At 66.7% G+C, this 15,104-nt stretch carries 10 protein-coding genes and 3 pseudogenes; 5 read left to right on the top strand and 8 right to left on the bottom strand.

Translation table 11 applies throughout. The features are described from left to right. Nucleotides 1-1,252: 1,252 nt before the first annotated feature. From AB0J69_RS53480 to AB0J69_RS53465, 4 genes and pseudogenes are all read right to left on the bottom strand, one after another. A pseudogene (locus AB0J69_RS53480) lies at nt 1,253-1,506 on the bottom strand (IS5/IS1182 family transposase); the annotation flags it as partial. Nucleotides 1,507-2,517: 1,011 nt separating this feature from the next. Next, nucleotides 2,518-2,920, bottom strand: a pseudogene (locus AB0J69_RS53475) (transposase); the annotation flags it as partial. Between the two features lie 883 nt (nt 2,921-3,803). Continuing rightward, nucleotides 3,804-3,935 carry a hypothetical protein gene (locus AB0J69_RS53470; protein ID WP_364135154.1) on the bottom strand — a complete coding sequence of 44 codons (132 nt, stop codon included), beginning with the start codon at nt 3,933-3,935 and terminating at the stop codon, nt 3,804-3,806. A 236-nt stretch (nt 3,936-4,171) separates the two neighbouring features. After that, complete coding sequence (locus AB0J69_RS53465) at nt 4,172-4,405, bottom strand: hypothetical protein (protein WP_364135151.1); 234 nt, start codon at nt 4,403-4,405, stop codon at nt 4,172-4,174. 668 nt (nt 4,406-5,073) lie between these two features. On the opposite strand from AB0J69_RS53465, the gene AB0J69_RS53460 reads away from it, so the two are divergent. Then, a complete protein-coding gene (locus AB0J69_RS53460; RefSeq protein WP_364135148.1) occupies nt 5,074-5,382 on the top strand; it encodes a hypothetical protein in 309 nt (102 codons plus the stop codon). Nucleotides 5,383-6,246: 864 nt separating this feature from the next. Here AB0J69_RS53460 and AB0J69_RS53455 read toward each other — a convergent pair. Beyond that, on the bottom strand, nt 6,247-6,906 hold the full coding sequence (locus AB0J69_RS53455; RefSeq protein WP_364135145.1) for a hypothetical protein: 660 nt from the start codon (nt 6,904-6,906) through the stop codon (nt 6,247-6,249). A gap of 346 nt (nt 6,907-7,252) precedes the next feature. On the opposite strand from AB0J69_RS53455, the gene AB0J69_RS53450 reads away from it, so the two are divergent. Both AB0J69_RS53450 and AB0J69_RS53445 read left to right on the top strand, forming a co-directional pair. After that, nucleotides 7,253-7,609, top strand: a complete 357-nt coding sequence (locus AB0J69_RS53450; RefSeq protein WP_364135142.1) for a hypothetical protein — start codon at nt 7,253-7,255, stop codon at nt 7,607-7,609. Nucleotides 7,610-7,627: 18 nt separating this feature from the next. Then, nucleotides 7,628-8,227 carry a transposase gene (locus AB0J69_RS53445; RefSeq protein ID WP_364135139.1) on the top strand — a complete coding sequence of 200 codons (600 nt, stop codon included), beginning with the start codon at nt 7,628-7,630 and terminating at the stop codon, nt 8,225-8,227. A gap of 111 nt (nt 8,228-8,338) precedes the next feature. On the opposite strand, the pseudogene tnpA reads toward AB0J69_RS53445, so the two are convergent. Both tnpA and AB0J69_RS53435 read right to left on the bottom strand, forming a co-directional pair. Next, nucleotides 8,339-8,628, bottom strand: a pseudogene (gene tnpA / locus AB0J69_RS53440) (IS200/IS605 family transposase); the annotation flags it as partial. Nucleotides 8,629-8,759: 131 nt separating this feature from the next. Continuing rightward, nucleotides 8,760-11,525 carry a BTAD domain-containing putative transcriptional regulator gene (locus AB0J69_RS53435; RefSeq protein ID WP_364135136.1) on the bottom strand — a complete coding sequence of 922 codons (2,766 nt, stop codon included), beginning with the start codon at nt 11,523-11,525 and terminating at the stop codon, nt 8,760-8,762. Between the two features lie 302 nt (nt 11,526-11,827). Between AB0J69_RS53435 and AB0J69_RS53430 the strand changes: the two genes are divergently transcribed. Then, a complete protein-coding gene (locus AB0J69_RS53430) occupies nt 11,828-12,079 on the top strand; it encodes a helix-turn-helix transcriptional regulator (protein ID WP_364135134.1) in 252 nt (83 codons plus the stop codon). A 324-nt stretch (nt 12,080-12,403) separates the two neighbouring features. Here the strand turns inward: AB0J69_RS53430 and AB0J69_RS53425 are convergent, their stop codons facing one another. Continuing rightward, the gene (locus tag AB0J69_RS53425; protein WP_364135131.1) at nt 12,404-14,017 is read right to left on the bottom strand and encodes an IS1182 family transposase; all 1,614 of its coding nucleotides are present in this window, start codon (nt 14,015-14,017) and stop codon (nt 12,404-12,406) included. Nucleotides 14,018-14,532: 515 nt separating this feature from the next. Between AB0J69_RS53425 and AB0J69_RS53420 the strand changes: the two genes are divergently transcribed. Beyond that, nucleotides 14,533-15,078 (top strand): hypothetical protein, encoded by a 546-nt coding sequence (locus tag AB0J69_RS53420; protein ID WP_364135128.1) that lies wholly within the window; start codon nt 14,533-14,535, stop codon nt 15,076-15,078. The last annotated feature ends 26 nt before the right edge of the window (nt 15,079-15,104 follow it).

Here is a 15,104-nt window from a genome sequence, read left to right as displayed (position 1 = left end):
CAGCCCCAGCGCAATCGGCGACATCGCACGCGCCGCTCTTGTCCTCACGCATTTCGAGCACAACTACCTACCGGCAATTCGCTGAGATCACGTCAGTGGCCCGATGATCAGCCGTGACCGGTTCCCCGTCCAGGCACACACCGACGGCGACTTCGATCCTGCCGCCCTCGCCGCGGCCGCGACGCAGCAGCAGGCCACACCGCCGCCGCAAACGCTGCACGAGGTCGCGCACGTGGCCCAGCGGATACGACTGTGGGACCTGTCCCACCCCGACGCTCTGGCCACCGCCGTCGCCGACACGACGCTGGCCCCCGGCACCGCGCTGGCCGGCGACCCGGTGCTGGCCGCGGAAGCGGCGCGACGGCCGGCGATGCTCGGGCCCGGGCACATCCCTGCCTCCGAAGAGGCGCTGCTGCACCGCTTCGAAACCGGCGCCGTGCTGCGCCCGCCCGTCGCCCAGCAGACAGCCGCACTCAATGCGGCGATCAGCAGCGCCTGGCTCACCCTCGCCCAGCACTGGATCGGCGTCAGCACGATCACCGGTGACCTCCGGTTGCTCAATGCCGCCTGCAAACTGCTCGGCGCGGTCGCCGCCCACCCCTGCGCGGCCGCGCTGCAGCCGCGGCTCAGCCAGTTCGCCCGCCAGGTCCAGAGCGCCACTGCCACCGCGACGGCTCAGCTGGCCAACCGGCTACCCCTGCAGGACCTGGCCTCACCACGCTGCGCAGACCAGCAGGCCACTCCCCCGCCGTACGCCGCATCCGCCCGCATCGTCGTGCTGGCCAGCGCGAGTTCGGCCAGCCCCACCCGGCTTGCCGCCACCACGCCGATCAGCCACGTGTGCTGGTACGACCCACCCACCGGCGCCGTCGGCCCCACCAACTACGCCCATGCCTGGTATCCGCCCGAACCCCACCGCAGGCCTCAGCCCGGACCGGACGCAGATGCCCGGCCAGTGACCATCCCCCCACAGCACGGCCACGTCCTGGGAACAGGTCGCCGCCATCCTGCGCCGGCAGAACGCCGATCTTATCCTGCTGGCAGGCATGCCCATCGTCCCCGCTGAGGTCCTCTCCACCGCCCGCTTGGCCGTGATCAACGCGCACAACGGCGCCCTGCCCACCTACCGCGGCATGGACGCCGCATCCGGCCCTCGTCGAGGAATTGGACCAGACAATGATCAGACCAAATCACGCCATGGATTCAGGCTCAGGTCACGAACCTACAGCCGCGTGTCGCGAGCAGGATCACGGAATCCGCGTGTTTCGGCTTTTCGGAAGACGACTTCGACGTCGATGCCTAAAGCGGCGCCGTGTTCGATTAAAGCGTTCTTGACACCGGTGTCGACCCAGGTTTTGGATATCGTCGCGTAGACGCTTTTGGATTGATCGAGTAGCCCTTTGCCGATCACATTGTCGACAGACCTGCGGCGGCGACGGCCACGGCGAGGATGATGCCGGACGTGTCGGGATCGGTGCCGCACTTGCGACCGACGATCTTCATGCTGTCATGCTGGTCTCAACATATAGCAAATTATCCGGGCTATCCGGTTATGCGGGGACGGGCGAGGGCCTGCTGTTCGGAGGGTCCGGGACGGACGGCGCCCTCGGCGCTCTTGGACCTGGCAGTGGCCGTTTCCGCCAGCACGGCGCAGGCAGCGTTATTCCGCGTCGATCGGCTCGGACTTGCCGCGCCGGAGGCGGGCACGCGCACGCCAAAGAAATAAAGACAGAAACGGCATCGTGGAGCTACAGTAAAGCCCTGCGATGCCGTTTCGTCTATCCGGTCACGCGTAGCGGGCCCTCACTACCATCGAGCCGCCACGCGAGCTACTTGTTGTGGGTCTCTTGTGGCGATCACACTGCCGCTCGCTCCTCTTGGTACGTTATGGCAGACCCATGACCTGGGGGGGTCAACTTGTTTGTAGTAGGCGGTGCAATGTACGCGTCCTCCGACATACAGCGCCCATGAATATGCGGTCGAACTGGAGCCGAGCTGCTCGACATCGATAGAGATTGTCCCGCCGGGGAAGCCCGAGTACTCAACCCCGCAGAGTCGAGCGCCTCCGAGGGGGCTTCCGGCAGGACAGATCTTCTCGACGATTGCTGCCTGCGCGGGGGAAGACAGCCCGATGACGGCGCCCATGGATAGGGTTAGAGCCGTTAAGCCTAGGAAGCTCTTGCGTGCGATCGCGAACATAGCTCTCCTCCGGGCGTGATGGTCAGGAATAGACGGTCCTGCTTAAGGATCCATCCATATTGTTCTAATGCCTCATATTATCGCGGAGAAAGTGAGCAAAACAGGTCAAGCGCCGGGCTTTCATAGGACTTTGCGGGGGAACACTCGCACATAAGCCAGTTAGCCATTCTCAGCCTGGATCCACGGATCCGAATATGATGTGATGATCGTGCAATGGGGGATGTCCCGACGTTCGTGGAACTTGATTGGCGGTCCCGCGGTCAGGCGACGTTCTCGTTGTAGCAGTTCGAGGTCGGCTTCTGGGCAGCGACGTCCCAGGTCAAGCGCGGTGCGGAGTTTGGGCAGGTGCAGGAAGCCGTTGACGCGGCGGAACTCTTGGTGGCCTCGGCCATGCCGGCCGCGCGCCAGCGCAGCGCCAGCGTGCCGTCCTTCCAGTTCTTGACGTTGGCGGCATGGTCACGGCAGATCGAGATCATCGACTCGATGGGATTGGTCGAGCGCAGCGAGCGGGCCAGGGTCGGCGGCACGTCCAGCCGCAGGACGGTCAGTGTGTCTCGTAGAACCCCTCCCGCAATGAGGCGGCCGCACCGGGGTACTTCTTGTCCAGCTCGGCGGCCAGGGCGGCGAGCTTGGCTTCGGCGAGGAGCGGAGTGTCGGCCTGGTAGGCCTCGCGCATCCGCTTCTCGGCCACCGGGCGCAGTTTCTCGGGGAGCTTGTCCCGGTGCCATCTTTGCCCGCATCGGCGTTCGGCGACGCGGGTCAGCAGCAGGGCGAGCCAGCAGATCAGCACGTGCGTGCGGATGCGGTGTTGGAGCCGGTGGAAGATGGGGCGGAGTAGCAGTTCGGACTTCATGTCCCGGAAGCCGCGCTCCGCTTCGAGAAGGTTTTTGTACCCGAGTGCGGCGTCTTCGGTGCTGATGTCGGGATCGCTGGTGGCCAACAGATACTTACCGTCCAGTCGTTCTTCCGCCTTGACCTTGGCCCGGTCGATGACCAGGCGTCCGTTCTTCTGCTGGCGGATCCACCGCTTGAGCGTGGGGTGGTCGCGCAGCGCGCACTCGGCGCGGACGTGGACAGCCTCGGCCTTCTCGCGGGCCTTGGCGCTCAGTTCGCGCCCGGCCTCCCGCGCGCGCTGGACCTTGATCCGCTCCAGTTCGGCCTCGATCCGCGCGATCGCCTGCTCGCGGTGCTGCTGGTCGCGCTGTTCTTGATCGGGGTTGTGGCAGATGATGAACCGCACGTCGCCGACGCCGTCGAGGCGGACCTCCTTGACGCGCAGGTTGTCACGCACTTGCTGGTAGCGGCCCTGACGCGACAGTGCCTGCTCGACCAGGGCGCCGCCGTCACGCATGCGCATCCCGACGATGTAGTGGCCGCCCGCGCGGCGCAGGTAGGCCAGGTTGTCGGCGCTGGAGAAGCCCACGATCGACCACGGTGATCACGCGGCCCAGTTTCCAGGCGCGCATGTCGTCCTTGACCTCGGCCAGCACGCTCTGATCATTGGTATGACCGGGCCAACCACACTCGCACCGGGATGCCCTCACGGGTGACGCCAGCCCCATGACGATCTGCGGCAGGTCATCGCGATGATCTTTGGACTTGCCCTAGGTGCGAAACGCCTGCTCGCCCTCCTCTTTCTCGTCGCGTTCGAAGTAGGTCGAGGTGGTGTCGAAGAACAGCAGGTCGACTTCGAGATTGAGCAGGTGGGCGACGGCGAAGAACACCGCCTCCTGCACCTCGCCCTGGGTGTCGGCTCCACCAGCAGGTCCATCGCCCGATAGGCCTGGTCGTCGTCCATCACGGCCAGGTTGGGGATGATCACGTCCTGGCTGGCCCATTCGGCCGCCGACAGCTTGCTCATCGGCGCGATCGCTCGGTTGGCGACCAACGCGAACAGCACGCGCTCCATGTTGGTGGTGAAGCGCCCGCCGTCAGCCGCCTTCTTGATCGCCGAGGCGACGGCCAACTGCCTTCACCGGCCCTCCAGCAGCCAGAGGGCGCCGCAAGGACGAGAATCGACCACTTCGATGGGCGCGCTCCCGGCATGCTGGCTGACCTCGACGGCCTCATCACCTTCGCTCGAGCCGTCCGGGCCGTCCCCGAAGTGCTTGCGGATCGACGCTGCCAGCCCGAGCAGGCCGCCCACGTCCAACCGGTCCACACGGCCCAGGTTCATCAGCACATCCGGCTTGATCTTGCCGTCCACACGCCGATTGTGGGCCCAGCGCGACATACCTGACGACACTGCCGTCGACGTTGGTCCGCCGAGTGAACCGCAAGTTGATGACTACACGGAATCACGAACCTGAAGCTCATGCACATGAAATCTTCGAAGTCGTGTTACTACACCCTCGACCCTTCGCAGCAGCCCGAAGCACCCAGCGGGCCATCTACCTGCAGGTTCTCCTAACACACTCGCTATGTGTGACGACGAACTGCGGAACCCGGGGTTCTCAGCCCGGACAACCGCACGGACAACCGGCTCCTACGCGCCTTGCGGTGTCTCGGCGAACGCGGATTCGCCCTGCTCAAAGGCCGATAGCAGAAGCTCCAGCACATCACTGTTAGCCCCAGCAGAATCGGCGACATCGCCCGCGCAGCGCTTGCCCTTACCCATTTCTAGCGCGGCTACCTACCGGCAAATCGCTGAGTCACGCCAGTACCGGGTATTGCGACATGATCTAGAACCCAAGAAGTCAAATGAGTCCCAGGACTCAGGCCAACCATCAGTTCAAAAGTCCCCAGAATGTCCTGTTCCTGACCTTGTCACGTCGGTTCGCGTGCGCTGAGAATGAATGCGGAAACATAGGAAAATGCAAGGGAGCACGGTTGATGAGGTCTAACGTAATATTGGGCGGGACCGCGATGCTGGGCATGACGCTCGTCTTGCTGACCGGCGGGACGGCCAGCGCCAGCGCGAGTCCGGTGCAGCCCGGTGTGAGTCCTGCGGCCGCCTGCGGGGATGGCCCCTACAGTGGCGGCTACTACTACGACTCCTCATACAACAATCCTCACGCCTGCACCAAATGCCAACTGGAGGGCGCCAGACTGGAGGCCACCGGCAACTGGTTCGCCTACTGCAAGAAGCGCTACAACCCAGCCGGCACGCTCACCCGGGTGGACCTCCTTATCTACTGCCGTGTCTGCCGAAGCGGGCAGGCGGCGCGCATAGAGCACCCCTAAACCCAGGGACCAGCCAGAGGACCGCTGCCAGGTGGCGCGGGCAGTTACGTCCCACGCCGTGGTCAACCAGATCATCGCCCCGGAATGGTCCGAAGGAGTTCCCGGCGGACCTCTCCGATGTCCCCACAGCGGCAAAGGTCCTGTCCAGGCCGGGGCATACGCGTTCATGGTCTCCTCTGCTCCTGCAGCCGCGACCTGCATGGCACCGTCCAAGACAGCGTTGCACGTGTATGCCCTGGTGGCTTTGAACGTCTCTGCTGGCCCCGCCGGAATGCTCGGCCAGCGAGGGATCACTCATGCCGCCTCTGCCCGGGAAGGGCCACGGGTTGCCGAGCCGGAGCACCGCGAACCTCAACGCGACCTCCTCCTCATGAGGTAGCTGCTGTTGCAATCCCCCGCCGTCTGCGGCCCGGCGGCTTGTCCCCGGCCAGCGCCCGCTCGATGATGCGTCTGACGGTCTTGCTCGTGGCGCCGCACATCTCAGCGGCCCCGCGATCGCCCCCTACCTCACGGTAGGCGGCGATGATGTCCATGACTTCCCTCGAGAACTTCGGGAATTTCACCTCGGGGATCTCGGCCCCGGCCGCCGTGGACGTGAAGCTTGCCTAGGCCGACCTAACCGGCAGTTCGCACATCGACGGTACGGGCTGGTGGGACCAGGCCAGGTTCATGGTCGATGAGGAACTGTTCCCTCCGGACGTAGGCTAGCGGTTCTTGCCGCTGGAGAGCGTGGAGGAGCTCACGAGGGTGGCCTCGGTGCCCGACGTGGGGCGCATGCTCGCGCTGACGACGGAGATGCAGGAGCCGCGCGGCTCGGTCGGGGGGTGGCTTCTGATCGCCGACGCCGTGGGGAGGTGGGTGTCCTCATTTGAGCCACAGGACGAGCGCGAGGGCCAGTAGCGCATAGCCGTCCGCGACCGGGATCCATGTCCGGATGCCGGTTCCCGAGCGCTCGCTGAACAGCGTCGTGGTCGTGCGGGTGGCTATGATCACCAGCACGAGCCATGGGCTCCACGCCACCAGTAGGCACTGCGCGACCGCGTTGCAGATGTCCGACACACTCGCCAGCAGCCGCCTCGGGCTCACCAGGGAGCCGGGGTATTGGCTTGTCAGGTCGGCTGGGTCGCTCCTCGCGGCGTTGACCTCGACAGCGATCGTGGCGAACAACAGCCCGCCAACGAGGCTCAGCAGGTGGCTCCACAGTCCCATCCACGCCGCCTCCGCCGCCCCCAGATCGGCCCAGGTCACCAGCCCCACACGTAACAGTTCGACCATCGCCTGCAGGGTCACCAAGGCCGCCGTCGCGGAGGGCCGGAATCCCACCGCCGCGACAACGAATAGCGGCAGGACGAGAATTGCGAGCGCCCCGCTCGCCTGCACGATCGCAAGGCCCAGGCTGCCCCATGTCGGCCCCGATACCAACAAGCCCAGCCCCGCGCAGGCGATCAGCGTCAAGATCACGTTCCGCTGCTGTTCCCGCAGCCGGTACTCGCCCAGGTTGATCTGGCGATCCGCCCCCGTCATACGGATTCCCTTCTCACCGGATACCTCCAGGCTGGAGTCCCCATCCGTCAGGGCGGGGAGGAAAGCCGGAGCACGGGGACACTGTGGTGTCCTGGTGGTGTCCTGGTGGTGTCGGTGGTGATCGGTAGATTGGTGGTCGTGTCCCACTTCCGGCTTCAGCCCGCGCCTGCCTGGGAGCAGGTGCTTGTGGAGCATTGCGGGCACGCTCGGTAGGTGTGGAATCTCGGCGTTGAGCAGCAGGAGCACTTTAAGCCGGGCTGTAGAAGGGCGCCGGGGTTCGCCGAGCGGTGCCGCCAGGTGACCGGAGCGCGGGCGGGGAACGCGTGGCTGCGCGGGGTCGGTCATCGTGCGGCATCAGGCCCTGAAGGACGTCGCCCAAGCGATGGCGACCTTCTTCGGCCCGACCCACCAGCGTCCGACGTGGCGCAGGCGCGGGCAGAGCGAGGGGTTCCGGATCGTCGCGGTCGAGCCGGACGATGTGCACCGCCGGTCTCGCAACGTGGGCGAGGTGCAGATCCCGAAGGTCGGGTGGGTGTTGCGCTGGTCCCGCGGCCTGCCGGACGGTATGAAGTCCTACCGGGTCACCCGCGACCGGGCCGGCCGCTGGCCGGTGGCATTCGCCGTCATCCCCGAGTCGAACCCCCGGCACGGGCGAGGTCGTCGACCGGGGGGTGACCGTAAGCGCCGCCCTGTCCTCGGGTGAGATGCTGCGCATGCCCCCATGCTCCGCGACACCGAGCAGGCCCGTCTGTCGGCCCTGCTCCGGAAGCTGGCCCGGGCCAGGCGCGGCTCCAGCCGGCGGGTCAAGGTCAAGCGGGCGATCGCCCGGCTGAGAGCCCTCGAAGGCGACCGGCGCACGGACGGGATCGAGAAGACCTCCACCGACCTGGCTCGCCGCCTCGACGTGATCGCCGTCGAAGACCTCAAGATTCGCACCATGACCCGCTCGCCGAAAGGTGCCATCGAGGCCCCCGGGAAGAACGTCGACCAGAAGGCGTCCCTGAACCGAGGCATCCTTGCCCACGGCTGGGGCCGGCTGGTGACACGCCTGGAGCACAAAGCTCCTGGTCGAGTCCAGACAACCAACCCGCCTTCCACGTCGCAAACCTGCAACGCCTGCCAGCACATCGCCAGGCATAGCCGCGGGCGCCAAGCCCTGTTGCTGTGCGTCGCCTGCGGGCATCGCGACCACACCGACGTCAACGCGGCTAAGAACGTCCGCGATAACGCGGCAGGGCATGCCGTTGCTGCGCGGGCAGGCATGCCGCTGGGCGAGCCGGTGAACCGCGAGCCTCAACACGACCATCTCCTCGGGAGATGAATGTTGGTGGAATCCCCCGCCTCCAGGCGGGTGGAGGATGTCAAACGGCTCAACGATCTGTCCGAACGCCGTGGTTCCGGGGCGTAGGATCGTCGTCTTGGCCCGGGGCGGGTACGGGAACTCCTGACGCGGGACGCGGGAGGAGCGGCCCTTGACGGCCTTGACCGGCCTGTGGACGCCGAACTGCAGATCCACCTCGACCAGCAGGTGAACGTGGCCGGGCATAACCCCCATTTCCACCAGTCATGCCTCCCTTTCTCCTCGATCACCCCACCGATCAGTTCTTTCCGCCGCGCCTCGATCCGGCCGCCCAGCAGCCGCCTGCGGAACGTGGGGCACCACACCACCTCAATGGCACGCTGGAAAGCGACGTTGCAGTTCGCACGCAAGGCCATCGCCACACAGATCGAAATACGGCGTTGACCGGTCTCCCGCTCAAAGATTCGACACAAAGGGCTTACCCCTATGGCTGAAGCCAGGGGTCCGCGCCCTAGATCTCCGATCGACGCCGACGTAGACCGCATCGCGGACCTCAGCCGCCCGTCGGATGCGTGAGGTCCGCCAACTGCGAGCGCGGCTCGCGGGTGGTCTCGTATCTGAGCTCGTCCAGGATCGCTGTCGAGCGCTGCCAGCATCGCACCGACTCAACCGATCGCCCCACGGCCTCGTACGCGGTGCCGAGGTGAATGAGGGTGTTGCCTTCATGGAAACGATGACCGAGATCGCGGAACAGGCCCAGGGCTCGTTCGAAACATACGATCGCCCCCTGGTGATCGCTCATCCGGGAGTGGACGAGACCCAGTGCGACGGCGATGTGCGCCTGGCCGACGCCGTCTTCCGCCCGCACGGAGATTCCCATGGCGAGTTCTCCGACGACGATCGCCTGGTCATACTGACCCATGAGGCTGTAGCACTCGCTGATCAGGCTCATCGTCCTGGCGCCGGCTGCACTGAGTGTCGCCGTCTTGCACCATTCAAGGCATTCCAGAGCCTGCCCCAGGGCGGTCGCGGGCAATCCCTGCTTGAGGGACAACAGTGCCTGGGTGAAAAGGCAACTTCCGTGCAGTGCCGGGTCGCCGAGCGCGCGGGAAAGGCCGAGAGCACGATCGAGTTCGGCGCGCGCCAGCTCGATGCGGTCCAGTTCGATCAACGCCGATGCCATGCCCTGATGCGCCCTGACGCATGCTGTGGAGTCGTGCAACCTTTTGGCCGCTTCCAGGGCGAGGCGGTGGACCGTGATCTTGCCGTTCCAGTCGCCCTGCAGGTCGCACCAGACGGCCAGGGAGGGTGCGAGGCAGACGACATGAGCATGCAGGCCGTCCGCCATCGCCTGGCTGAGCACGGCGAACAGGACGGTCTGCTCGGCCTGGAGCCAGGTGAGCGCCTGGCTGTGGCGCTCCAGATGCTCTGGCCGTACTTCCGGCTCCGGTGCTTGCGGAGTAATCAGGTGCGCCGCCGGCTCCAGGAGCGATGCGGCTTGGTATGCCGAGTGCAGATAATATTCGACCGCCCGCCTCGCCGCCTGCTGATGAGCGGCCGGGGCCGCGGCGCGGGCGAGGCCCCGTGCGTAGGCGCGCAGTAGATCGTGGAAGGCGAACCTGCCGGGGACGACCTCGCTCACCAGGTGGGCCTCAAGCAGGACGTCGAGCAGCCGCTGAGTCTGCGGCCGATCGAGGCCCGCGAGGCTGGCGGCCGCCGCCGGGGTGACGTCCGGTCCGGGGTGGGCGGCCAGCAACCGGAACAGGCGGGCGGCGTCGGCGGGGAGCGTGTCGTAGGAGCGCGACAATGCGGAAGGCAGATCGGTGCGGGCGTCCCCCGTGGCCAGGACGCTGATGTCAGTTCGAACCCTGCGCAGGCCCGCGGCCAGGACGCCGAGCGGAAGGGATGGGCTGGCCGCCGCGCGCCCCGCCACGATGGCCAGTGCGAGGGGAAGTCGCGCACACAGGTCGATGATCTCGTCGGTGGCCGCGACATCGGTTTCGATCCGCTCACGGCCCAGGCGGTGGGACAACAGATTCCGGGCTTGGTCCCGCGTGAGCACGTCCAACGTGATCAGCGCGGCTCCCTCCGCGATGACCAGGCTGCTCAGACTGTGGCGGCTGGTCACCAGAACGGTGCACGCTGTGCCGCCCGGCAGCAGCCAGCGCACCTGTCCGGCATCTTGGGCGTTGTCGAGGACCAGCAGGATACGCTTGCCCGCCAGCATCGTCCGGTAAAGCGCGGACCTTGCCGGCAGGTCCGCCGGAACGTTCTGCGGCGGAACACCCATGGCTTCCAGTAACGCCGACAGCGCATCCTGCGGGCTCATGGCGGCCTCAGACGGCCCGACGCCCTGCAGATCCACATAAAGCTGGCCGTCTTCGAAATGTGCACCGGCCCGGTGCGCCCAGTGCACGGCGAGCGAGGTCTTGCCCACCCCGGCGGTTCCGGAGATGACGCAGATCCTCACGCCGCCGCAGAGCGAGCGATCCAGCTCCTCCAGCTCATGATCTCGGCCGACGAATCCCGTCACGCCGGCCGGCAGCTGGCGCGGCACCAGCGGCTCGGCCTGCCGCATGTCACTGTCGAGCAGGGTCGCGTGGATGCGTTGCAGCTCGGGTGCGGGATCGACACCCAGGTCCTCGACAAGGCGGCGTCTGAGCTGCTCGTACAGGGCCAGCGCCTCGGCGGGCCGGCCGCAGCGGTCGAGCGTGAGAAGCAGGCGCCCCCACAACGGCTCACGCAGCGGATGGCGGATCGCCAGCTCCCACACCTCGGCGACCAGTCCGTTGTGACGTCCCTCGGCCAGGCACAGGTCGATCCATCGCTCCATGGCCGAAAGGTGGAGCTCCACCAAGCGCGCGACCTTGGGCAGGTGCCGGGCACCGGACTCGACACCATCGAACGGCCTGCCCCGCCACAGAGCGAGCGCCTCCTCCAGGAGCTCCCGTTCCTCCAGCGTGCCTTTCAACAGCGCCGCCTCGCTCACCAGCCGCCGGAAACGCAGGACGTCGACGCGATCGTGCTCGACCTCGAGCCGGTAGCCGTCCCGCACTGTGCGGATGGCCCCTGGACTGAGTTCGTGACGCAGCCGGCTGATGTAGGTCTGCACGCTGCGCCGCTCATGGACGGGCGGTTCCTTGGGCCACAGCGCGACAGCCAGGTCCTCCACAGAGACCGTCTCACCTGCAAAGAGCGCCAGTACGGCCAGCAGCATGCGCAGCCGATTCGAGCTCAAGTCGACGCGGGTTCCGTCCTGCCACACTTCCAATGGCCCCAGCAGCGCGATGCGGAGGCCGCTTTCCGCCCCTGCCGTCATGAAGGGACACCTCTTATGGGCCCCGTTACCCGGTCGCTTGATCTCATATCCTCCCACTGTTTACCGTTGAGCTAGGCCGCACCAGGGCATTTGACGGGCATTTGACGGGCATAACCCGAAATCGCCGGTTGGGGATTCTGCCGCGGCAGTTGGTATTCCTTGGCATAATTTCCTCCTGATCCAGGCTGGCGATTGCGGGTGAACGGTTCATGCTGTCAGGAGCACGCGCGAGTATCGAGAGGCATCCTCCGGCGGGAGAGCCGGAGTTGCGGACGTTGTTACGCTTCTGACGGGAGCGTGCCATGCTCACCCACGGGCAACTGGCAGCGCGAACGGGTCTCCACGTCCGGACGATCCGCCGGGTGGAAACCAGTGCGTTGGTACGTCCGTGCACTGCGTCGACGCGGCGGCTGGCGCAGGTGCTGGGCCTGGACGCCGCGGAGCGGTCGGTCCCGGGCGCGGGGTCGCAGGGGCCTCGTCCGGCGCGCATGTCGCAGCCGCAGTTGCCCGCCGAGGTCGGAACGTTCGTCGGCCGTGCGTGGGAGCCCGGGTAGGGCCAGCAGATCATTGGCCGGATACCGGTTGCGTCGGCCCAGTGGTCACCAGGCCCGTCACGGTGGCACGCCAGGTTCGCCGGTTAGGAGCATACGGTACGCCGTTTCCGGCGCGCGGTCGCACCGGTCTGCAGTTCGGTCGCACCGGTCTACAGTTGACGTATGGGGTAAGCAGGCAGCGAATGCCTGCGGGACCGCGCTCGCCCGGATCGGCGTCTAGGAGCCTTCTGAAGATGTTGCTGGTGTGGCGGATCGCATGTTGAGGGTGCGGCGATCAAGGAGTTGAAGGTCGTCCTTTCCTGGGGTACTGCCTGCGGGATGGGCTCAGCCGGTGGCCGGCTGCAGAATCCAGGTGCCCTGGACGGGGGTAAGTCCGAGGTTGATCAGGCGGCGTAGGTTCAGGGCGGCTGCTCGCAGGTGGCGCCAGAGGTTGTTGCGGTCCACGCCGCGGTAGCGGAGCTTGCGGGCGCCGCCGTCCGCGCCGATCAGCCAGGCGATGGAGCGTTCGACCATGGGGCGATGCTGCTGGTAGACGGCTTTCAGGCCGGGTTCGGTGGCCCATTGGTGGCGGGCCTGGCGTAACAGTGCGTCGTGGGGGTGCAGGTGCAGGATGCGGCCGTGTTCACTGGTCGTGCAGCGATCCCGGAGCGGGCAGGAGCGGCAGGCGATGCCGAAGACCACCGCGCGTGTCCGGGTGATGCGCCGCGTCACCCCGGCCGGGCAGGTGGCGGTGCCGGTGGCCTCGTCCACGAGGAAGTCGTCGATGGTGAAACCACCGGCTATGGCCGGGTGCAAGGGCGCGGGCTTGATGATGACGGTGTGCCCGGCATCGAGCAGCGCGGCGCGGGCGTCGCCGGTGCCATAAGCCGTATCGCCCAGCACCTGGAACGTCGCGGGGCCGGCGAGCGGAGCGGACGCATCGGCGGGATCGGCGGCCAGCAGGTCCACGCCGATCACCGCCTCGTGGTTGGCGGCGCCGGTGGCCATGGTCAGCCGGACACCGGTGAACAGTCCGGTATCGGGTTCGATCACCACGTGCGCCTTGAAGCCGTCCTGGCGGTGTTGCACGGTCTTGTGCACGTGCCGGGCCTGCACGTCGACGGTGGAGATGATGCGGTCGGTGGCGACCTTGCGGGCGATCCGCCAGCGCCCGTCGGCGCCGTCTGAGCCCTCGGCCGGCTCGACGTCCTGGCCGGCCACCAGCGCCAGCAGCGCCAGCGCCTGGGCCGCGTCATCGTCCAGCTCACCCGCGATGGCGGCCGTCTCGAACGCTCCCACCACGGTGAGCGCATCAGTGACCAGGGCGGAGACCAGCTCCTGGCGCGCTTTGGCGTCGTCCCAGGCGATCGCGGGTTTGCCCGGATCGGCGTAATCGGCCGCGTGACAACCTTCAGCTATCAGCCGGGCGGCGCCGGGCACCTGCCGGGCCGCCCGGCGCATCGCCGCGATCAGCTGGGTGATGGTGTCCTGGGTCGCGACCGCGTCGTCCAGCACCGCCGAGTCCAGCACTCGTCGCGTCCGGCCGGACAGCACCCCGCCGGCCGCAGCGACCTGGCTGACCCGGGCGAAGATCCGGTCCGGGGCGCCGGACCGGCGCAACCGCTGCCGGAAATACACCAGCAGCGACGGATCGAAGCCCCGATCCTGCAGGCCCAGCCCGCAGGCGGCCTTCCAGCGCAGATCACAGCGCAGCGCCAGTGCCGCCTCCGGGTCGGAGTGGTGCAGCAACGCCTGCAACACCAGCACACACGCCAGCTCCTGCGGCGGGACACTCGGCCGCCCATCGGTCGCGGCGTACAGGTCGGCGAACATCTCCTCGGGGAACAGATCGTCCCGGTGCTCGGCCAGGAACGCGTACACGCTGCCTTGCGGGATCAGCTCCCGGCAGGTGCTCCACACATCCGGCCCCACCGGCCGCTCGCGACGGTGCCCCATCATGCTGCCAGCCTGACCCTCGACCTACATGATCGGAAGCCTGACCAGCAACATCATCAGAGGACTCCTAGTTGGCGACTCGCCGATTCCCCTCGAACAATCGTACGCATCTGGCCACGCTGATCAGCGAGAAGGTCGTGTCGGCCAACGTGAGCGTCCGTGTCAGGGAGGTCGATGACCTCATGGAGCAGGCCGGCGGCCGAGCTGTGGACACGCGTGGAGCAGCGATTGGCCACGGAGGCCGTCCTGGTGCCGCCGGCCGGGTGCAGCAGATTGCTGCTGCATGGAAATCCGCCTGATCAGATGAGCCGGGGACGATATGGCTTCACCGCTATGAGGTATGTCCTACCTACGCGCTCAACGCATCGAACGTGATGGCATTCATATCAGCTTCATATGTGCTTCATGAGGGTTTCTCGGCCCGCAGATTTCGGTTAGTCCGTTCCATTCTTCGTGACCGGTGAGACTATTGCCGTCCATGCTCCACGACGCAATCATCGATTCGAAAGAGATGTCCGATGTCCATGTACGAACAGCAAAATCCCGTGCCCTTAAGTCATGTGTCTCGGCGCCACGCGGACGCGGGTCGGCCGGGAACCCTGACGGGAGCTGTGGCCGTCGCAATTGGCGCCGCAGGGCTCAACCTGATCAGCGCCATCGGGATCCTCACCGGCGGCATGGAAGCGGTCAAGGAACAGATCGCCGCAAACTCGGGACAGGGCAGCGACCCGGTGACCCCGGAGATGGTCGACCCCGGATCCGAGCGCGCCCAGTCGCTGTACGCCATCTACTCCTCGCTGGGGTACAGCACGATCTTCTGGTCGCTCGTGCTCGTCCTGCTCGCGGTACTGGCGCTGCGCGGCGGCCGCGTCACCCGGATCTTCTCCACGGTGATTCTCGCTATTTCCGTGCTGGTGAAGGCGGCGGATCCGTTCATCGCGATGCCGGTCATCTCAGTGGTCGCCGACGTGCCTTTCGTGGTGCTGGCCCTGGTCGCGGTCGTGTTGTTCTTCCGTCCCGCCAGCAACGCCTTCCGCAAAACCAGCGGTCCAGGGACCGCCTGAGACCTGCTGAGCAGGATTGACCACCG

Origin of the sequence: Nonomuraea sp. NPDC049709 (assembly GCF_040674815.1) — a bacterium.
GTDB lineage: Bacteria > Actinomycetota > Actinomycetes > Streptosporangiales > Streptosporangiaceae > Nonomuraea.
This window is presented reverse-complemented; position numbering and strand designations above follow the sequence as displayed.